Raw genomic sequence first — 19,028 nt, 5'->3', positions numbered from 1 at the left:
GCTACGACGCCTCAGCCAGCAAGCGGGCGATGCGTGCGTCGAGCGAGAGCTTTGGGCAGGTGCTGCATTTCTCGCCGTCGCGGCGGCGGAAGTGGTGGCAGCAGACCTTGCGGTCAAGCGCGAGTGCGGGCGTGCCATCACGTGCACGGTAGGCGAAGAAGCCGCAGCCGCCGGCAATGCCAAGGGCGGCAAGCCACGCGTCTCCCATGGCAGTCATGTCTGCATCCGACAATGACGTGTGTGGACGCACCGCCATCAGTGCGCCGAGTACGCACTCGGCCTGCAACCGATCTGCGGCGCGCTGATGCAAGGCGACCCGTGTTTTGAGCGCTCGGCGGATTGCGCCGCAGAACGCCCGCAACTCAGCGGCAGCGGCTTCCATCCGTCCAGCGAATGTGCCGCCAACCGGCGCGTGCACAGGCAAGTGGAAACCACTGGGAAAGCCTACCTTCACCGGCTGCGCGAGGCCCGCCAGCCTGGGTGCCGATCCATCCAGATGCACGGCAATCACGCACAGATAGATCGGTTGCCAGATCGCCAAGCCCCAGCAACGCAGCGCAAGGTAATGCGCGCCCGCCTCCGGATAAGCCTGCGCCCAGTGATCGCACAGCCCCTGCAGGGCAGCGCCATCACCCAGGTGCAGCGCATTGGCGGGCGATACCCCACCCTGCTCGCCGCGCAGGCTGGGAATGACACGTTGGGCCAGCCGCAGCGCGTGAGCGAGGTCCAGGTTCGGGACAGACGGCGGGCGCCAGGCTTGCGCCAAGGCGAAGCCCGGCCCGACGGCGTTTTCAACGAAGGCGCGCATGCCGTCTGTCATGCAGCGGCTTCCGCCACATCCGCCACATCCCCCGCTTGGGCCTGCACGGCCTGCGCTGCACGGCGGAACTTGGCAATGGGGTTGACCAGGTTGCCGGCGATCTTCAGGCTCGATGCGGGGTCGGCCAGGTTCACCATCTGCACGTTGTTGCCGAGCTGCAGGCGGTTCAGGCATGAGTGCAGGAACTCGGGCACGAACATGTCGTAGTGCACGTACTTGGCGGCATGCTCCGGATGGGCGTCCTGATAGTCGTAGACGCAATCGGCCACGGCGCCCCAGAACTGGTCTTCGGTGCAGCAGCCGTTCTCCACCAGCACGTGGTTGATGTGGCGCAGCACGCCATCGAACACGTCGATGAAGATGCCGAGCAGCTTGAAATTGTCCGGCACCTCGACCGCCAGGCGCTGCACACGCTCGGGCAGCCACTCGCGCGCCTTGATGTCGAGGATGGCGCATTCCTCGGCAATGTCTTTCATGATGGCGCGCACAGGGAGGTAGTTGTCCATCACGAGGATCAGGTTCTCGCCGTGCGGCATGAAGGTCAGCTCGTAGGCGTAGAAGCAATGCAGCAGCGGCGTGAGATACACCTGCAGGTACTGGCGCACCCACGTGAGCGTAGGCAGCCCCGAGCGGCGGATCAGCTCCGGCATCAGCGCATGGCCATCCTTGTCGACGTGCAGCAGCGCGGCCATCGTCATCAGGCGTTCGCCTGGCTTGAGCAGCGGCAACGGGTTCTCGCGCCACAGCGCCGAGAACTGCTTCTTGTACGGTGTATCCACCGGAATGGCCGCCTCGTAGTAGAAGTTGCGGAACCCGATGGCCGCCACTTCCTGCAGGATGGTGAAGCCGTTTGCACGCAGGAAGGCATCGTCTGACACCAGCTTCTTGATGAACTCGTTGATGGCCGGCGTGCCCGACATGTAGTACGGCGACAGCCCGCGCATGAAGCCCATGTTCAGGATCGACAGCGACATCTTCACATAGCGCTTGGTGCGATCGCTCGTGTTGAAGAACGTGCGGATGGATTGCTGGGCGATGTAGTGATCAGCGCTGTAATCCAGGCAGATGATCTTGCGCTGGGCCACGTAGCCCGCAAACGCGATGGACAGCTTGTTGAACCACTGCCACGGGTGCGCGGGCATGAAGTGATAGTCGGCGGGGTCCACGCCCTTGGCAGCAACCTGGCGTGTGAAATCGTCCACCGTGTCCTGGCCGAGTTCTTCCACCAGCATTTGCGCGTAGTTCAGCGTGGAAAGCGTCGATGGCGTGGCGTGGTCCTTGTGCACGGCCAACCAGATCACGCGGATGTCTGATCCGGCCTCAGGCGCATAGGCCTGGTAGTCGACTGAGGTGAAGCCCAGTCGCCCATTGTTGGCGACGAAGCCGGGGTGCCCTTCGATCATGGCGACTTCGATGGCCTGGAAGTCGGTCGCCTCGGCCAGTTGCGCACTGCTGGGTGCGTCGGCCTTCATCCGCTTGAACGCGCTGCCGAACAACGTGCTGCTGATCTCGTCGAGGTAGATGGGCAGCAGCTCGTCACGGATACCAAGCCGCTGACGGCACTCGATGATGAATTGCAGCGCGTCGAGCGATTGCTCGGCACCCTCGACCAGACGGCGAATCGATTCCGGTTGGATGAACCAGTGGCGCAGCGCGAGTTGCTGCGCTTCAAACTGGTAGCAGACCTTGCCGTCATCAGAGAGCACCTGGTATAGCGCGAAACCGCCAGAGGTGGCATGCAGGTGCTCGGGCTCCAGGATGCGTTCGTGCGCATACTCGGCAATCGCCTTGCGCAACAGCAATCGGTTGGCCTGCGCCCAAACCTCGGGCGTCAGATGCGCAGCAGCCTGTGCCGGGCGTTGGGAGAGCTGGTTGTGGATCGTGACGTTCATGGCAAATCCTTTGGTTTAAGCAGTGGCGATAGTGCTGGTGGCCGCCTCGAAATCCCGCTGAGTACAGAAAGCGAGGCTGGCGATTTTTTCGGTAAAGGCAACGTTGCGGTCGTAGACGAAACCTGCGGCACGGTTGATGGCGTGAATGCGCGTGTTGTTGGCGTCGGGCTCAACCACGATGCGTGCCGCACCCAGGCGTTCGAACATGAAACGCATGAGTGCGAAAAACACCGTGCGCGTGTAGCCGGCAATGCGCACATCTGACGGCCCGATGAAGATGTGCATGCCCAGGTCGCCGGGCTGTACGTCATAGAACGTGCGGATGCGATCGTGGGCGGGGTCGTAGCACTCGGCCAGGAAGACCGGGCGACCGCCCTTCCACACCAGATACGCCGTGGCGTGACCGGAGTCCATCAAGTTCTGATAGACCTGACCGATTTCGGCTTCCGTCTTGTCGCGCATCAGCCAGAACGACGCACGCTCCGGCTGAAACCAGCGGCGCAGCATCGGGATGTCTTCCGGAATGCGTAGCAGGTGGAAGGTGAAACCCTGCGCATCGGTGTAAGGCGCGCTTGCAGCATCGGCGCGGCGGTGGATGGTGTGGGCATCAGTTGGCATGAGCCGGCGCCTCCAGGTTGGCGGATGCGTCTGTCCTGCCCGTGTCATCTGCATGGCCGGCGCTGGGCACATTCAGGATCAGCCGATCCAGCAGCGCAGTCAGCACAAAACCCCCGGCGGCCAGCAGGAACGGCAGATGCAGCCCGTAGCGATTCACGATCGCCCCCGCCGCAAACGAAGACAGCAGCACCCCCATGTTCTGGAAGAAATTGGTAATGCTGTAGTCATGCGCATAGCGCTGCGGCGTAGAGAGCCGGAACAGGTTCACCTCCAGCTTCACGATGATCTGGAAGAGCGCCCAGCCGTACAGCACACGGCCCAGCACGATCAACGCTGAGCTGTACTCCCCACCCGGCGCCGCATGCAGCAACAGCCCCACCATGCCCAGCAGCAAGTTGCCCACTGTGTGGTCCGGCAATTGGCCGCCGCGCGCGCGAATACGTGCATGCAATCGCAATGCCACGATGGCGACCACGCCCGGAATGGCAAACGCCATGCCCGACACAAACTCGCTGTCGAGCCCCGACACCTGTTGCCAGTACACCGAGAAAAATGGGCGGATCAGATACGCACTGAAGTCGAACACCAGCATCACCAATGCCAGACGCAGAATCGGCAGGCGGTCGCGCCAGCCGGTGCTCGGCACGCGTGCAGCTTCAGCAGCGGCCACCTCGGCATGCTCACCCGAGTTGACGCGCACGATCTTGCCGCTGCGGATCAGGTGCATGCACACGCCCATCTGGAAGAAATCGCCCGCCGCCATGGCGACGATGCTGGCGCGCGGCCCCCACGTCTGCAGCACAAGGCCACCCACCACCGCCCCGAAGATGGCGCCAAAGTGCACCACCACCGAGAGGGTGCCCACCGTGGCAGCGTGCTGCTCCTTGGGCGTGAGCCGCATCATGTACGGATACATCAGCAGGTAGCTGCTCTTGCACATGAACATCAGCATCGACAGCACCCAGTACGTCACCACGTTCGGCGCCCAGTCGCTGAGCAGGCTGAAGGTGCCAGCTGCGAACTGCGTGTAGACCAGCAAGTACAGCGGCTCCACGCGCCTGGCCACACGTGCCCAGATCGGCAACGTGCACATGACGGCAATCGAGATGGCGGCCACATACGCGCCCACGTGCACGGGGCTGTCCAGCCCATAGCGCGAGGCGAAGAACTGCGGGTAGAACGGAATCAGGATCGCATCGCTGATGACGGCAAACACCGTCATCAGGATGATGGTGTTGCGCAGCGTCATACGGCTTCCTCTACGGGCACCTTCACGCGTTCAATGACGCTCCGCTCCGCAGCCAGCGGAATGAACTCGGGCGTGGCCGGAATCGCAAAATCCTGGATGGCCACGCGCGGCTCGATCTTGTAGTGCTCAACGCCGGTCAGTTCGCGGATGATGTACGAGTTGCGATAGCAGCTCATGCCGATGTCCTGATTGGTCACGCCGTGCGTGTGCAGCCCCGCGTTCTGCACGTAGACCTCGCTGCCGTTGACGTCTGCCGCGTAGTTGCGGGAGAGCTGGTAGCGGCCCTTGGCATCCCAGCGCAGCCGGTGGCGGATGCCATCAAGGAACGCCGGGATGTTCTGCTCGTAACCCGTAGCGAGCACCAAGCCTTCGGTGCGATGGGCGTAGCGCGCACCGCTGTCGATCTGCTGGAACTCGATCTCGTAAGTGCCGGTGGCAGCGTCGTGGCGGCACGCCTGCAGCTCGCAGTTGGTGATCAGGTGCGTGCGCAGTTCGCCCACCTTGCGCTTGTCGTCCAGCAGGTCATAGATCTGGTTGATCAGGCTGGTGTTCACGCCCTTGTACAGGCTGTCCTGCGCACGGACGATGGCATCTTTGCGGCCGTCTGGCAGGCTGTAGAAGTGGTCGATGTAGTCCGGCGAGAACATCTCCAGCGTCAGCTTGGTGGTCTCCATCGGGAAGAAGCGCGGCGAGCGCGTGATCCAGACCAGGCGGTAGTCGTGCTTGTCGCTCTCCTTGAGCAGGTCGAAATAGACCTCCGCCGCGCTCTGCCCGCTGCCGACGATGGTGATGGAGCGTTTCTCGCGCAGTGACTCGCGTACGTCGATGTAGTCCGCGGTGTGCAGATAGCGGTGGCCATCGCGACGCACGCACGCCGGGAACGACGGCGACGACCCCACACCCAACACCAGCTTGCGTGCACGCAACACAAACGGTTCACACTCCGCACCACGAAAGCCCGAGACAACGTAGCAGCCACGCTGCGCGTCGTAAGCCAGTGCCTGCACGTCGTGGTGGAAGCGCGCGCTGGTGAGCTGCGTGACGACCCACTTGCAATAGCGGTTGTACTCCGCCCGGCTCAGGTAGAAGTTCTCGCGGAAGTAATATGAATAGATCTTGCCTTCCTGCTTGCAGTAATTCAGGAAGCTGAAGCGGCTTTTTGGATCGGCCAAACTGACGAGATCTGCCAGGAATGGATTCTGCAATGTGGTGTTATCAATCAGCATGCCAGGATGCCAATTGAATTCCGGCGCACGCTCCAGAAATATCCCATTCAAATCGGCAATGGGTTCAGCCAGGCAGGCCAGGCTTAAATTAAACGGACCTAACCCAATGGCAATAAAGTCATGAACTTCTGATTCCATCACGTTTGAACCTCCTGATTTACAAAAGCGATGACAACAAGACTCCAGCCGGGCGAACGCGCATACGCTTCCCGTCGGCTGGCGGCATCAGGCCGCGCCTAGGCTGGGTAAATTCAGGTGGGGAGCAGATCACGACCGATGCGTGCCGGCCGCTGAAGGATCATGGAATATCGCGGATGCGATATCAGGACAGATTCTGAATAGCCCGACGACTTTAATGCAAAGCCGCCGGGCAACAAGCTAAGTCACCATACTACACAAACACGATGATGTTTGCGTGAACAATTCTTAATTACCACTGATACGAAATGGTCGCCATCACGTTGCGCGCATCACCCCAATAACAGTAGTTGCTGTTCATGCAAGATGCCACATACGCTTTATTAAAGAGATTCTTTGCCGACAATTGCAGCTTTGCGCCTTTGAGTGATGCATCCCAGCGCGCGAGATCAATGCGCAGCATCAGGTCAACCAGCGTGTACGGCGGCACCTTGAAGCTGTTGGCGTTGTCGCCATAGCTCGTGCCAACGTAGCGCACGCCCACACCCGCCGTGTAGCCAGGCATGAAGGTCCAATCCCCCCACACCGATGCCATATGGCGCGGCGCCTGGTACGGCGTGTTGCCCACGAAGCCCTCGGCCGATTCGACGAACTTCATATCGGTGAAGGTGTAGTTGGCCAGCACCGAGACAGTGTCCGTCACCTGCGAGCGCGCCTCCAGCTCCAGCCCGCGCGTGCGGATCTTGCCGGTGGGCACGTAGTAGATCTGGCTGGCCGGCTTGCTGGCAACGTTCTCCTGCTCCAGGTTGAACACAGCGGCCGACAGCATCGTGCTCGATCCCTTGGGCTGATAACGCAAGCCCGCCTCGAACTGTTTGGCCGTGGCCGGTTGCAGCAGATTGCCTCGCTGATCCGTCCGGATGCTCGGGTTGAAGCCATCGGCATAGCTGAAGTACGGGGCGATACCGTTGTCGAACAGGTAGACCACGCCCACGCGCTTGGTGAACTTCGAGCCGCTCCACTCCGACGGCGTGCCCGTGCCATATAGGTTGGATGCCTTGGCGTGGTCTTCACGCACGCCCAGCGTGAAGCGCCAGCGGTCGATGGCGATCTGGTCCTGCAGGTACACACCGGTCTGCTCCAGCCAACGATCGATCGGCGCAGCGCTCACGCCGGTCAATCCGGGGTTGCCGTAGACCGGGTTGAACGCGTTAATCGGGTCTGCGCTGCCGGATTCCCAGAAACCATCGACGTGGCGCTTCTGGTAGTCCAACCCAACCAGCATCGTGTGCTTGATGGGGCCGGTCGTGAACTTGCCCTCGAGTTGGTTATCGACGGTGTAGGCATGCGTGGCTTCCTTGGCACCGGCGTAGTAGCGCGTCAGATTGTCCGCATCGGCCCAGCCGTAGCCGTAGATCTGTCGCATACGCACGTCGCCGAATATGTAGCGGAAGTTCTGGCGCGCGGTCCATTGGTCGTTGAACGCGTGTTCAAACTGGTAACCCAACATGCGTTCGGTACGACGGAATTTTTCAACCGTCGGATCACCGTCGAAGAAGTAGCGCGAGATGGTCCGGCCGTTACGTGGGAACAGGCTGCCCTCTGCGGGCACGCCACTGTTGAAGCTGCCTTCTGGATCGTGCTGCAGATAGGCCTGCAGCAACAGATGCGTGTTGGGCGTGAAGTTGATCGCCAGCGACGGCGCGATGGCAAAGCGCTGCTCACGCACATGCTGGAACTGTGAATCCATGCCACGCGCCAGGCCGGTCACGCGGAAGGCCATCACGCCGTTCTGATCCACCGGCCCGGAGATATCGAACGCCCCTTCAACACGGTTGCGGTTGCCCAACGTGAACTCGACTTCGTGATACGGCTGAAACAGCGGCTTCTTGCTGACGAGCGACACCACGCCCCCCGGCGAAGCGCGCCCAAACAGAACCGAGCCCGGCCCCTTGAGTACGTCAATGCGCTGCAGGAAATACGGATCGATCTGGAACGAGCTGTAGCTGCCCTGATCCCCCTGCAGGCTCAAGCCATCGAGCAGCGCGTTGTTGACGCTGGCGTCGTTGAAGCCGCGCAGCGCGACATAGTCATAGCGGTTGGCCGCCCCGACCAGTCCCGTGAACGCGCCCGACGTGTAGTTGAGCGCTTCCGACAGGCCCCGTGGCCGCTGGTCCTCCAGCTGCTGTTGCGTGATCACAGAGATCGACTGTGGTGTCTCGATGATTGGCGTATCGGTCTTGGTGCCTGCCAAGCTTTGCTTGGCGACAAAGCCCTTGCCGGGGCTCTGCGCTGTCTCGCCGCGGCCGACTACCGTTGCGGTGGGCAGTGTGGCATTGACCTCTGCGGTGGTACTCTGCGCCATCACTTGCGCGGGTAGCGTTGCCCCCAGCAGCATTGCGCAAGTCAGCCGTGCAGCAAGCGCCAGCGGGCGCAGCGTTGTGCGGCAGGTCGTTTCAGATGGAAAAGCCGTTGTTGTGTTGATGTGCTTTGGCATGGTGTGTTGGAAGATGCGTGTGGTTTCCACACCCATCGACGATCCACACCGCAAAAGCGGAACTCGCTCTGGAACTTTTTTTCGATCAGGCCCTCGCGCACGTCGAGCAACGCTCAACCGCCTGCACGAGATACTTGCGCACCATGCGTGTTGATTTGCCAAGCTGCTCGGCAATGCACGCATGCGATTGCCCTTCGATGTAGCGCAAGCGAACGGCTTCGCGCGCGCTGGGCGATAGTGTTTCCAGCACCGTGCTCGTGTGCTGCAGCGTCTGCATCTGCGCCATGCACTGCTCTGGCGACGGCACATGGCCGAACTGCTCGCATCGCAACGTCAGCTCATCCAGGCACGCACACTCGACACGCCGCCGGCGCGCACGATCGATCATCAGATGCTTGGCGGTGGTGGTCAGGTAAGCACGCGGCTCACGCACCTCAATCAACGCATCGGGCAAGGCCATCACGCGCATGAAGGTGTCGTGCAACACATCCGCCGCCTCTTCCGGGCACGCGAGTTTCCTGCGCAGCCATGTGAACAGCCAATCGCGGTGGCAAACGTAAAGCGCGTCGATGTCGAGCAGCGGATTGGGCTGAACGGCCGGCATGCGGGCTCCCGGAAATGGACCGGACGCTCGCACGCAAGCACGTACACATGGCGCCCATACAAATGAGAATCATTCTCATTGTATGAGTCGAGCAACCTTGTTCGCAAATGGGGATTCGAAAGGGAGAACTAAGAATGGGCGCGCAGCGGCAAGACGCCCTTAAGTCGCATCATCCGGTGAGCGGTGCCGCCACGCCATCAAAGCAACAGCCAGGGCGGCCAGCGACAGGCCGATCGCCAGCCCGGTCATGCGGCCTGAGCGGCGCGCTTCATCGGCCTGCTCGCGCGCCTCGATGGCCTGGCGCACGGTTTCCCAGAAGGCTTCGCGATGCTCGTTCTCGTCAAAGATGGACATGGCACGCTTCCCGTTGTCTGCGTATGGCGTATGGCTTGCCTTGTCATCGTAGGGAACGTGCGGCAGGCGCGCCACCGCACGTTTCGCGTAAGCGCCTGCGTTCAGGCCGCGGCAACAGGCTTGCCGACCGGCGCGGAAGGGGCGCGAGGGGCATCGGCGTCCCCCTGCCCCAGATCCATCGCATCCGCACGCTCGGCGGTGGACAGCTCGTCTGCGCGATAGCCCGTGCGGTTGAGCAGCACCAGCGTGCAGGCCAACGACACCAGCGCATACAGCGCCGACGACGCTGCCACGCCTACGATGTTGCCGGTGCTGTTGAGCATCCACTGTGCAAACACAGGCGTGCCGCCGCCCACCACCAGCGAACACAGCTGATACGCCAGCGACAGCCCCGTGTAGCGGATGCGCGTCGGGAACACGCGCGCCAGAATGCCGCCGATGGCGCCGTAGAACATCGAATGCGGAATCGTCGCCAGGCACATGCCTACCAACGCAATCCAGACCACCTTGGTCTCAATGGCAAAGAACATCACCGGCATGAGCAGGAACTCGGGCAACACCATCAGGCAGATCGCGCGGCGCATGTCCATGCGCGAGACCAGCCACGCCCCCAGCGGCTGCGTGATGAACTGCACCACCAGCGCAATCGCGATGATGCCGAGGAAGGTGTCCTGCGCATAACCGAGTTCCTTGGTGGCCCATGCCAGTGCGAAATTGCTCTTCAGGTACGTCACGTGGATCAGTGGCAGCGTGCCTGCGCCCAGCAGCACCAAGCCCCAGTGATCGCGCACTACATCCTTGAGCGGCAGCTTGACGGTCTTCTTCTGCGCCAGCACACGCTTCATGTCGTCGGACTCTTCCAGCTTCAGGCGGATGACCATGCCCACGATCACCAGCAACGCCGACAGCAGAAACGGCACGCGCCAGCCCCACAACATGAACTGCGGTGTCGGCAGCGCGCTCAGCGCAAAGAACACCAACGTCGCCAGCAGGTTGCCCGTGGGTGAGCCCTGCTGCGCGAAGGCGGAGTACAGGATGCTCTTGTGCTTTGGGGCGCTCTCGCTGGCGATCAGCACCGCACCGCCCCACTCGCCGCCCACGGCCACGCCCTGAATCACGCGCAGTACCACCAGCCCCACCGGCGCCCACATGCCGATCTGCGCATAGCTTGGCAGCAGGCCGATACCCATCGTCGCCAACCCCATCAGGATGAGCGTGATGATGAGCGTGGTCTTGCGACCGATCTTGTCGCCCAGGTGGCCGAAGATGATGCCGCCGATGGGCCGTGCGGCAAAGCCAGCCCACAACGTGACGAACGACAGCAGCGTGGCGATGCCCGGGTCCAGCGTCTTGGAGAAGAACACCTTGCCGAAGACCAGCGCGGCGGCAAGGCCGTAGATGTAAAAGTCGTACCACTCGATGGTGGTGCCGATGAACGCGGCAACCGCGGCACGGCGCGGCTGCAGATTCGCAGCCTGGGGCGCGGACTGGTGAGGCATGTTGGTCTCCTTGGTGGTACTGCCGGTTTGGCGCGGCCTCTGTCGGGCCGTCTGCCGTGTTGTGTGGCGTCAGCTTCAGCTCATGTCATTTCAGAACGCCTGCCTCGAACAGGCGCTGCCGGGTTTCCATGTCGATGCCGAGCGAAGCCAGCACGGCATCGGTATCGGCACCCAGCGCAGGCGGTGCGTTGCGATACGTGGCCGGCGTGCGCGACAGCTTGATTGGCGAGCCCGTGCCACGGTAGTCACCCAGCTCGACCACCATCTGCCGATGCAGCGTGTGCGGATGGCGCGCCACCACATCGACACTCAGCACCGGCCCGCACGGCACGCCGCCATGAATCAGGTCTTGCGCAAGCGTCTCGCAATCAAAGCGGGCCAGTTGCGCCTCCAACGCCCGCTTGAGTTCCGGGCGATGCGCACAGCGGCTGCGGTTATCAGCAAAGCGCGCGTCTTCCGCCAACTCAGGCACGCCAATGTGCGCGCACAGCTTGGCGAACTGGCGGTCGTTGCCCACGGCCAGAAAGATCGGCGTAGTGCCAGTCTGGTAGCTGTCGTACGGCGTAATGTTCGGGTGCGCATTGCCACTGCGTTGCGGCACCTTGCCGGAGCCGAAGTAGTTGGGCAGATGCGGATGTAGCAGCGACACACCACAGTCGTACAGCGCAATGTCGATCGATTGCCCGCGCCCGCTTTTCTCGCGCTCCGCTAGCGCCAGCAGGATGCCGGCCAGCGCGTTGAGCCCCGTCACCATATCGACGATGGGCAGGCCGACGCGCATCGGGCCGCCGTCGCGCTCGCCGTTGACGCTCATCAGGCCAGCCATGGCCTGGATGGCGGCGTCGTAGCCGGGCAGCCCACCCAGCGGGCCGTCCGGGCCGAAACCGGAGACGGCACAGTGGATCAGGCGTGGAAAGCGCGACTGCAGATCGCGCTCGAAATCCATGCCCCAGCGCGCCAGCGTGCCGGGCTTGAAGTTCTCGACCAGCACGTCGGCATCTTCCAGCAATTGCCAGAGCACTACGCGGCCTTCGTCGCACGACAGGTCGACCGAGATGCCGAGCTTGTTGCGATTGACGCCGTTGAAGTACCACGCCGTGTCGTTATCATCAAACGGCGGGCCCCAGGTTCGGGTCTCGTCGCCGACGGGAGGCTCTAGCTTGATGACCTGCGCGCCGTGGTCGGCCAGCGCCTGCGTGCAGTACGGCCCGCCAAGCACGCGGCTCAGGTCGACGACCTTCAGGCCGTGCAGTGCTCCATTGACCGCGCTCATAGCTCGGCTCCTGCCGGCAGAGCCTGCATGGCGAGCGCAAAAGACACCTCGCGCTGCTGAACGAGCGCATCAAACAGCAGTGCGTCGTCGTTCTCAGGTAAGGCCAGCGGATCAACCGGCAGCAGCTTGTGACGCAGCACCAGATGCGCAAGCGCCAGACGACGATACTCCGGCGCCAGACGCACGCCCTCCACCGCCATGAAGATCGCCGTGGTGATGTGATAGAGCGCGGAACCGGCCTGACGCACAAGCTCGTCGCTGCCCGCTTCGGCCACCTTCGCGATCGTGCGGCAAACGCGGTCGAGCGTAGCGCGCAACAGCGCATCACTCTGCGCTGGCAGCGTGACGCCGTCGAGCAAGCCGAGCAGGTACGCACGCAGCGGCTCCAGCGCGCCTTCGCGCTTCACAGCGCGTGCGATGTCGAGCGCGACGATATTGCTCGTGCCCTCCCAGATCGAGCCGAGATGCGAATCACGCACGAGCCGCGCATCGCTCCATTCTTCGATGTAGCCGGTGCCGCCGCGCACCTCCATCGCATCACCGGTCACACGGCGTGCATCGCGGCAGGCGCGAAACTTGATCAGCGGCGTCAGGATGCGCACGCACTTGGCGGCCTGCGCATCGCCGGCATCGGCCAACGGCAGCAACTGCGCGATCTGCATGAACATCGAGCGCGCTTGCTCGGTCGGCAGCAGCATCTTCAACAGCTGGCGCTGCATCAGCGGCATGTCGATCAGCTTGCGGCCGAAGGCTTCGCGGTTGCGCGCGATGTGCAGCGCCTCGGTGGTCGCGCGGCGCATCAGGCCAGCGGCGCGCACGCCGTTCGACAGGCGCGACATGTTGATCATGTCGGCCATCTGGTGGAAGCCACGGCCGATCTCGCCGATCAGGTAAGCGGTGGCGCCTTCGAGGGTGATCTCGCCGCTGGCCATCGAGCGGGTGCCGAGCTTGTCCTTCAGGCGGATGATCCGGTAGTTGTTGCGCGTGCCGTCCTGCAGAGTCTTGGGCAGCAGGAACAACGCCAGGCCGTTGATACCCGACGGCGCGCCGTCCGGACGGGCCAGCACCATAGCGAGGTCCGCATCGGCGTTGGAGCAGAACCACTTGTCGCCATACAGGCGCCACGTTTGCGTACCGTCGGGTGCGCTTTCCAGCGCAGCGCGCGTGGCGATACGGGCAACATCCGAACCGGCAGCCTGCTCGGTCATGAACATCGCGCCCTGGTACAGCACGTCAAAGTCACGCGAAGCCAGCATCGGCAGATAGCGCGCCACCAACGCCGGATCGCCAAACTTGCGCAGCGTGCGCGTGAGCGAATCCGTCATGCTGACCGGGCAGCAGAGGCCGAACTCGGCCTGCACGAACAGGTACGTGAGCGCGTATTTGACCAGCGGCGGCGGCGCATCGCCGACATGGCTCATCGAAGCGAGACCAAGTTCGGCATACGCCACGCGCTCCAGCGCAACGTAATCGGGGTGCTTGTCGATGCTCTGCAGCGCTTCACCGCGACGTGTACGGTGGCGCAGTTGCGGTGGGTTGTGGTCAGCGCTGGTCGCCCAGGCGTCAAGCTCGTCCGAAGCGCGCTGGCCAAGCGATTTGAGCTGCGGTTCCAGCGCACGATATTGCGCATCGCCCAGGTATAACCGCAGCAGGTGCGCGAGATCCGGATCGACGTGGAAAAAATTGATGCCCCGGCTGTCGGGGATGTTCTGGTGGCCAACGGGTTGACCAATGATTGGTTCGCGGGCGATGTCGTTCATGCGGGTGGCCTCGCTGTCTCCTGTGTTGTCCGGCCAGCATAGGAACGCCATCGATAATCGTCCAATACAGGTTTTGTCCTGTACGATAAACAAGTCTTATCGTTGAGCGAGACCGCCATGGATCTGAAGCAGCTGCGCTATTTCGTTGCCGTGGCGGAAGAACTGCACTTCGGGCGTGCGGCACAGCGGCTGTTCATCTCACAGCCAGCCCTGAGCTTCGACATCCGCAAGTTTGAGGAGCGGTTGGGCGTGCAATTGCTCGCGCGCACCAACAAAAGCGTGGCGCTCACCAACGCCGGCCAGGTGCTGCTGGATGAAGCCCGCAAGCTGCTGCAGCAAGCCGCGGAGGTCGAGCGCATCACGCAGCGTTCCGCGCACGGGCTGGCCGGGCGATTGCGTGTCGGCTTCGTCAGTTCGATGCTGTATCGCGGCCTGCCGCGCGCGGTCGAGCGTTTCGAGGCCGATCATCCGGCGGTAGAAATCATCCTGCGCGAGATGAACACCGGCGAGCAGGTCCAAGCTCTCCAGCGTCAGCAGATCGACCTGGGCTGCGCATACTGGGGGACCTTCCCCGCCGAAGTCGTTTCCACGCCGATCTTCTCCGAGCCCTTCGTCGCCTGCCTGCCCGCCGGCCACGCGCTGGCCCGCCGCAAGAGCCTGGAGCTGGCCGCGCTTGCGCAAGAGCCGTTCATCCTCTTTCCGCGCACGGTGTCGCCGCACTACCACGACCTGATCATCGCCCTCTGCGTGGACGCCGGCTTCAGCCCGGTGATCCGCCACGAGACGCGGCTGTGGCAGACGGTGGTGACCATGGTGGGCTTCGGGATGGGCGTGGCGCTGGTGCCCAAGACGCTGCAGCACGCCGGCGATGCGCGGGTCAGCTTTGTCGCGCTGGCCGGCGGAAAAAAAGAATCGCCCGTGCTGTCATTGCGACGCACGGGCGATGCGGAGCCGGTGGCGACCCGCTTTCTTGAATACCTCGAAGCCGCCGCGCGGGAGAACGTGAAACCCTGATCGCTTAGGGTTGGCCAGTCAGCTTGAACTTGGTCAGGCAGACGTGCTTGGCAAGTTTCTCCTTGCCGATCACAACCGCATCGGTCTTGCCATAAGGGTCACCGGTCTGCACGTCTTCCTCGTCCTTGAAACTGCCCTTCACGTATTTCGTATCGCATTGATCGTACTTGTTGCAGACCTGGAGCTTGGTGCAGATGGTCCGACCGTCGCGCTCGTAGATGTAGTACGTAGCGCCGGAATACGGCGGCCGCGGATAGTTTTCGGTACGAACGGTAATGTCAGCGGCGTGAATGACGCCGGATGCCAGCGCAAGCGTAAGCGCTGCAAGTGCCTTGTGCATGGATGACTCCTCTCCGGTTTGGGCAATACGTGCGAGGCGCATTGTGCTGGAGTTTCGCGCCCTGGCAAATACCGATCGAGAAGGCGTCCTATCAGAGTGCCTTGCTCAGGAACACCCGGCTGGTGCCGGGCGGGTCGCATGGCACCTCTCCAAACCGCACCCATCCATTGCGCTCGTAGAACGCTGGCGCCTGGAAGCTGATCGTGTAGACCACGGCAGAGCAGCAACCGCGGCGGCGCCCTTCTTGCTCAAACCTGCGCAGCACCTCGGTGCCAATGCCTTTGCCGCGCAACGTCTCCGGCAAATGAAACAGGTCGAGAAACAGCAGGCCGAGCGATGTTCGCCCGCTTGCGCCACCAAGGATTTCACCGCTTAACGGATCACGCACCAGCACAGCCAGCGGTTGCCGGTCGCCATAGCCGACATGAGCGTCATTGAAGCGATTCAGGCCGTTGCCGATGACGTTGATGTCGTGATCGCTGGCTTGATCAGTGACGAAGATCTCTGGGGTCTGCATGCCGTCTTCCGGTGGGTGTGCCAAACACTGTATGCACACACAGTATTTGGCGCACCCACCGCCGTCAACGACAGAGCCGTGACACGCCGCCCTACTGGCTCCGCGGCGGCAAGATCGCACTGCCCGACCCCGGCATGGGCCGCATGTGCGGCATCATGTTGGTGTTCAGGTGGTACATCACCCAGAGTGAACCGCTGAGCGTGATGACCACCAGCACCAGCGTGAACATCAGCGACAGCATGTTCCAGCCGCCCTCCGACTTGGCGTTCATGTGCAGGAAATAGATCATGTGCACCACGATCTGCACTGCGCCAATCAGCAGGATCGCAACGGCCGTAGTCGACGATTTGTCGAACACATTGCCCATCACCAGCCAGAACGGGATCGCCGTCAGGAAGACGGACAGCACGAAACCCGTCAGGTAGCCGCCCAGTGTGGCGTGCGGCCCGATCTCTTCTTCGTGGTGCTCGTGATGATGGCCGTGGCCATCGCCGTGTCCACTCATCGTTTGATCCTGCGCGCTCATGGCAACGTTCCCATCAGGTAGACGAAGGTAAAGACGCCGATCCAGACGACGTCCAGAAAGTGCCAGAACATCGACAGGCACATCAGCCGGCGCTTGTTGGCGGTGATCAGCCCGTGCTGCGACACCTGCAGCATCAGCACGATCAGCCAGATCAGGCCGAACGTCACGTGCAGCCCGTGCGTGCCGACCAGCGAGAAGAACGATGTCAGGAATGCGCTGCGCTGCGGCCCTGCCCCCTCATGAATCAGGTGCGCGAATTCGTAGAGTTCCACCGCCAGGAACGCCGCACCGAAGAGCCAGGTGATGGCCAGCCAGATCTGCATGGGCCGGACCTTGTTCTGCTGCATCTGCAGCATCGCAAAGCCATACGTGATTGACGACAGCAGCAGGAAGGACGTGTTCAGCGCCACCAGCGGCAGCTCGAACAGCTCCGCCCCGGTAGGCCCGCCTGCGTACTCGCGGCCCAGCACGCCATAAGCGGCAAACAGGCACGCGAATATCAAGCAATCGCTCATCAGGTAAATCCAGAACCCAAGCAGCGTGCCGTTTGGCACGTGATGCTCTCCGGTGACGTGGAACTGGTAGCCACCCGGCGGAATGGTATCCGCCTCGGCAGTACCGTTCGCATGCAGGGGTACGGTCGTGTCAGCCATGGCTTGCCATCAGTTGGGTGCGTGATGCTTCGGTCCGGACCACATCCTCCGCAGGGATGTAGTAGTCGCGCTTGTAGTTGAAGGTGTGGATGATGGCCGAGAGGATCGTGGCCGCGAACGATGCGATGGCCAACCACCAGATGTGCCAGATCAACGCAAAGCCGCACAGCGTGGACAGCCCCGCCAGCAAGATGCCTGCCGCCGTGTTCTTCGGCATATGAATCGGGATGAAGCCTTCCTGCGGCCGCTGGTAGCCGTATTGCTTCATCTGCCACCAGGCATCAGAGTCGTGCACGAGCGGCGTGAACGCGAAGTTGTACTGCGGCGGCGGCGACGAGGTCGACCACTCCAACGTACGGCCGTTCCATGGGTCCCCGGTCGTATCGCGCAGCTCCTCCCTGCGCAGGAAGCTCACCACAAGCTGGATCAGGAAGCAGGCAATGCCGATGGCAATCAGCAGCGCACCGAATGCGGCAAGCTGGAACCATATCTGCAGAGACGGATCATCGAAATGGCTCATGCGGCGGGTCACGCCGCGCATGCCCAACCAGTAAAGCGGCATGAACGCAAAGTAGAAGCCGATGAACCAGAACCAGAACGATGCCTTGCCCCACGAAGACACCAGGCGATAACCGAACGCCTTGGGGAACCAGTACGTGATGCCCGCCATGAGCCCAAACAGCACGCCCCCGATGATCACATTGTGAAAATGCGCGATCAGGAACAGGCTGTTGTGCAGTGAGAAGTCGGCCGGCGGCACCGCCAGCAGCACGCCGGTCATACCACCGATGGCGAAGGTGACCATGAACCCGATCGTCCACAGCATCGGCGGCTCGAAGCGGATCTTGCCGTGGTACATCGTGAACAGCCAGTTGAAGATCTTCGCGCCGGTCGGGATCGAGATGATCATCGTCGTGATCCCGAAGAACGAGTTGACGCTCGCGCCCGACCCCATCGTGAAGAAGTGGTGTAGCCAAACCAGATACGACAGCACCGTAATCACGACCGTCGCATAGACCATCGACGCGTAGCCAAACAGGCGCTTGCGCGAATACGTGGCCACCACTTCCGAGAAGACACCGAACACCGGCAGCACCAGAATGTAGACCTCGGGGTGGCCCCATATCCAGATCAGGTTGACATACATCATCGCGCTGCCGCCCTGATCGATCGTGAAGAAATTGGTGCCGGCATAGCGATCCAGGGCCAACAGCGTGAGCGCGGCCGTCAATACCGGAAAGGCGGCGACGATCAGGGTGTTGGTGCAAAGCGCCGTCCACGTGAAGATCGGCATGCGCATCAACGTCATACCCGGTGCGCGCATCTTCACAATGGTCACCAACAGGTTGATGCCCGATAGCACGGTGCCGACCCCGGCCACCTGCAATGCCCAGATGTAGTAGTCGACCCCAACGTCAGGGCTCGCGAGAATGCCCGACAGTGGCGGATACGCCAGCCAGCCGGTGCGCGCGAACTCGCCCACGAACAACGACATCATCACGAGGACGGCGCCGCCCGTGGTCATCCAGAAGCTGAAGTTGTTGAGGAATGGGAATGCCACGTCACGCGCGCCGATCTGCAGTGGCATGACAAAATTCATCAGGCCGGTCACCAGCGGCATGGCCACGAAGAAGATCATGATCACTCCGTGCGCGGTGAAGATCTGGTCGTAGTGATGTGGTGGCAGGAAGCCAGCATTGTCGCCAAACGCCACCGCCTGCTGCATCCGCATCATGATGGCGTCGGCAAAACCACGCAGCAGCATCACGATGCCCAAGACGATGTACATAATGCCGATCTTCTTGTGATCGATGCTGGTGAACCACTCGCGCCACAGGTAACCCCAGACGCGGTAGTAGGTCAGCAGCCCCACCACTGCGAGGCCACCAATGGCAACGACCGCGAAGGTGGCGAGCAGGATCGGCTCGTGGTACGGAATGGCCTCCCACGACAGGCGGCCAAAGATCAGGTTAGCGAGTTCGGAACGCTCGGGCATGGTTATCACCTGGGCCTGGTTTGATCAATCGTGACCGATCAACATTGGCGAA

17 protein-coding genes are annotated in these 19,028 nt (G+C 62.3%); 1 reads left to right on the top strand and 16 read right to left on the bottom strand.

Features of this window, described 5'->3' with window-relative positions:
- Nucleotide 1 precedes the first annotated feature (1 nt).
- From R2N11_RS14320 to R2N11_RS14270, 11 genes are all read right to left on the bottom strand, one after another.
- Complete coding sequence (locus R2N11_RS14320; protein WP_199031280.1) at nt 2-820, bottom strand: siderophore ferric iron reductase; 819 nt, start codon at nt 818-820, stop codon at nt 2-4.
- Complete coding sequence (locus tag R2N11_RS14315; protein WP_316681494.1) at nt 817-2,712, bottom strand: IucA/IucC family protein; 1,896 nt, start codon at nt 2,710-2,712, stop codon at nt 817-819. Before R2N11_RS14315 ends, R2N11_RS14320 begins: the two co-directional genes overlap by 4 nt.
- 15 nt (nt 2,713-2,727) lie before the next feature.
- Nucleotides 2,728-3,330, bottom strand: coding sequence for a GNAT family N-acetyltransferase (locus R2N11_RS14310; RefSeq protein WP_316681493.1), 603 nt, complete (start codon nt 3,328-3,330; stop codon nt 2,728-2,730).
- Nucleotides 3,320-4,579, bottom strand: a complete 1,260-nt coding sequence (locus R2N11_RS14305; protein ID WP_199031277.1) for an MFS transporter — start codon at nt 4,577-4,579, stop codon at nt 3,320-3,322. Before R2N11_RS14305 ends, R2N11_RS14310 begins: the two co-directional genes overlap by 11 nt.
- Nucleotides 4,576-5,943 carry a lysine N(6)-hydroxylase/L-ornithine N(5)-oxygenase family protein gene (locus R2N11_RS14300; protein WP_199031276.1) on the bottom strand — a complete coding sequence of 456 codons (1,368 nt, stop codon included), beginning with the start codon at nt 5,941-5,943 and terminating at the stop codon, nt 4,576-4,578. The genes R2N11_RS14305 and R2N11_RS14300 overlap by 4 nt, the downstream gene beginning before the upstream one ends.
- A 292-nt stretch (nt 5,944-6,235) precedes the next feature.
- Nucleotides 6,236-8,440, bottom strand: a complete 2,205-nt coding sequence (locus R2N11_RS14295; RefSeq protein WP_316681492.1) for a TonB-dependent siderophore receptor — start codon at nt 8,438-8,440, stop codon at nt 6,236-6,238.
- 85 nt (nt 8,441-8,525) lie between these two features.
- Nucleotides 8,526-9,044 (bottom strand): sigma-70 family RNA polymerase sigma factor, encoded by a 519-nt coding sequence (locus R2N11_RS14290; RefSeq protein ID WP_316681491.1) that lies wholly within the window; start codon nt 9,042-9,044, stop codon nt 8,526-8,528.
- A gap of 159 nt (nt 9,045-9,203) precedes the next feature.
- On the bottom strand, nt 9,204-9,398 hold the full coding sequence (locus R2N11_RS14285; RefSeq protein WP_316681490.1) for a hypothetical protein: 195 nt from the start codon (nt 9,396-9,398) through the stop codon (nt 9,204-9,206).
- 101 nt (nt 9,399-9,499) lie between these two features.
- The gene (locus tag R2N11_RS14280; protein WP_316681488.1) at nt 9,500-10,897 is read right to left on the bottom strand and encodes an MFS transporter; all 1,398 of its coding nucleotides are present in this window, start codon (nt 10,895-10,897) and stop codon (nt 9,500-9,502) included.
- Between the two features lie 85 nt (nt 10,898-10,982).
- Nucleotides 10,983-12,170 (bottom strand): CaiB/BaiF CoA transferase family protein, encoded by a 1,188-nt coding sequence (locus R2N11_RS14275; protein WP_316681487.1) that lies wholly within the window; start codon nt 12,168-12,170, stop codon nt 10,983-10,985.
- The gene (locus R2N11_RS14270) at nt 12,167-13,930 is read right to left on the bottom strand and encodes an acyl-CoA dehydrogenase family protein (protein WP_316681486.1); all 1,764 of its coding nucleotides are present in this window, start codon (nt 13,928-13,930) and stop codon (nt 12,167-12,169) included. Before R2N11_RS14270 ends, R2N11_RS14275 begins: the two co-directional genes overlap by 4 nt.
- Nucleotides 13,931-14,047: 117 nt before the next feature.
- Between R2N11_RS14270 and R2N11_RS14265 the strand changes: the two genes are divergently transcribed.
- Nucleotides 14,048-14,944: a LysR family transcriptional regulator gene (locus R2N11_RS14265; protein WP_316681485.1), complete on the top strand. Its 897-nt coding sequence runs from the start codon at nt 14,048-14,050 to the stop codon at nt 14,942-14,944.
- A 4-nt stretch (nt 14,945-14,948) separates the two neighbouring features.
- Here R2N11_RS14265 and R2N11_RS14260 read toward each other — a convergent pair whose 3' ends face one another.
- From R2N11_RS14260 to cyoB, 5 genes are all read right to left on the bottom strand, one after another.
- The gene (locus R2N11_RS14260; RefSeq protein WP_316681484.1) at nt 14,949-15,284 is read right to left on the bottom strand and encodes a hypothetical protein; all 336 of its coding nucleotides are present in this window, start codon (nt 15,282-15,284) and stop codon (nt 14,949-14,951) included.
- 91 nt (nt 15,285-15,375) lie between these two features.
- Nucleotides 15,376-15,801, bottom strand: a complete 426-nt coding sequence (locus R2N11_RS14255) for a GNAT family N-acetyltransferase (RefSeq protein ID WP_316681483.1) — start codon at nt 15,799-15,801, stop codon at nt 15,376-15,378.
- A gap of 91 nt (nt 15,802-15,892) precedes the next feature.
- Nucleotides 15,893-16,327, bottom strand: coding sequence for a cytochrome o ubiquinol oxidase subunit IV (cyoD, locus tag R2N11_RS14250; protein WP_316681482.1), 435 nt, complete (start codon nt 16,325-16,327; stop codon nt 15,893-15,895).
- Nucleotides 16,324-16,980, bottom strand: a complete 657-nt coding sequence (cyoC, locus tag R2N11_RS14245) for a cytochrome o ubiquinol oxidase subunit III (RefSeq protein WP_316681481.1) — start codon at nt 16,978-16,980, stop codon at nt 16,324-16,326. The genes cyoD and cyoC overlap by 4 nt, the downstream gene beginning before the upstream one ends.
- A complete protein-coding gene (gene cyoB / locus R2N11_RS14240) occupies nt 16,973-18,976 on the bottom strand; it encodes a cytochrome o ubiquinol oxidase subunit I (protein ID WP_199031264.1) in 2,004 nt (667 codons plus the stop codon). The genes cyoC and cyoB overlap by 8 nt, the downstream gene beginning before the upstream one ends.
- Between the last annotated feature and the right edge of the window lie 52 nt (nt 18,977-19,028).

Origin of the sequence: Ralstonia flaminis (genome assembly GCF_958415495.1) — a bacterium.
GTDB lineage: Bacteria > Pseudomonadota > Gammaproteobacteria > Burkholderiales > Burkholderiaceae > Ralstonia > Ralstonia flaminis.
The sequence above is the reverse complement of the archived record's forward strand: the minus strand, read 5'-3'. Positions and strand labels throughout refer to the sequence as shown.

Excerpts from the sequence above, each read along its gene's own strand:
- R2N11_RS14320 (WP_199031280.1), bottom strand. The coding sequence starts at position 820 with ATGACAGACGGCATGCGCGCCTTCGTTGAAAACGCCGTCGGGCCGGGC.
- R2N11_RS14315 (WP_316681494.1), bottom strand. The coding sequence starts at position 2,712 with ATGAACGTCACGATCCACAACCAGCTCTCCCAACGCCCGGCACAGGCT.
- R2N11_RS14310 (WP_316681493.1), bottom strand. The coding sequence starts at position 3,330 with ATGCCAACTGATGCCCACACCATCCACCGCCGCGCCGATGCTGCAAGC.
- R2N11_RS14305 (WP_199031277.1), bottom strand. The coding sequence starts at position 4,579 with ATGACGCTGCGCAACACCATCATCCTGATGACGGTGTTTGCCGTCATC.
- R2N11_RS14300 (WP_199031276.1), bottom strand. The coding sequence starts at position 5,943 with ATGGAATCAGAAGTTCATGACTTTATTGCCATTGGGTTAGGTCCGTTT.
- R2N11_RS14295 (WP_316681492.1), bottom strand. The coding sequence starts at position 8,440 with ATGCCAAAGCACATCAACACAACAACGGCTTTTCCATCTGAAACGACC.
- R2N11_RS14290 (WP_316681491.1), bottom strand. The coding sequence starts at position 9,044 with ATGCCGGCCGTTCAGCCCAATCCGCTGCTCGACATCGACGCGCTTTAC.
- R2N11_RS14285 (WP_316681490.1), bottom strand. The coding sequence starts at position 9,398 with ATGTCCATCTTTGACGAGAACGAGCATCGCGAAGCCTTCTGGGAAACC.
- R2N11_RS14280 (WP_316681488.1), bottom strand. The coding sequence starts at position 10,897 with ATGCCTCACCAGTCCGCGCCCCAGGCTGCGAATCTGCAGCCGCGCCGT.
- R2N11_RS14275 (WP_316681487.1), bottom strand. The coding sequence starts at position 12,170 with ATGAGCGCGGTCAATGGAGCACTGCACGGCCTGAAGGTCGTCGACCTG.
- R2N11_RS14270 (WP_316681486.1), bottom strand. The coding sequence starts at position 13,930 with ATGAACGACATCGCCCGCGAACCAATCATTGGTCAACCCGTTGGCCAC.
- R2N11_RS14265 (WP_316681485.1), top strand. The coding sequence starts at position 14,048 with ATGGATCTGAAGCAGCTGCGCTATTTCGTTGCCGTGGCGGAAGAACTG.
- R2N11_RS14260 (WP_316681484.1), bottom strand. The coding sequence starts at position 15,284 with ATGCACAAGGCACTTGCAGCGCTTACGCTTGCGCTGGCATCCGGCGTC.
- R2N11_RS14255 (WP_316681483.1), bottom strand. The coding sequence starts at position 15,801 with ATGCAGACCCCAGAGATCTTCGTCACTGATCAAGCCAGCGATCACGAC.
- cyoD (WP_316681482.1), bottom strand. The coding sequence starts at position 16,327 with ATGAGCGCGCAGGATCAAACGATGAGTGGACACGGCGATGGCCACGGC.
- cyoC (WP_316681481.1), bottom strand. The coding sequence starts at position 16,980 with ATGGCTGACACGACCGTACCCCTGCATGCGAACGGTACTGCCGAGGCG.
- cyoB (WP_199031264.1), bottom strand. The coding sequence starts at position 18,976 with ATGCCCGAGCGTTCCGAACTCGCTAACCTGATCTTTGGCCGCCTGTCG.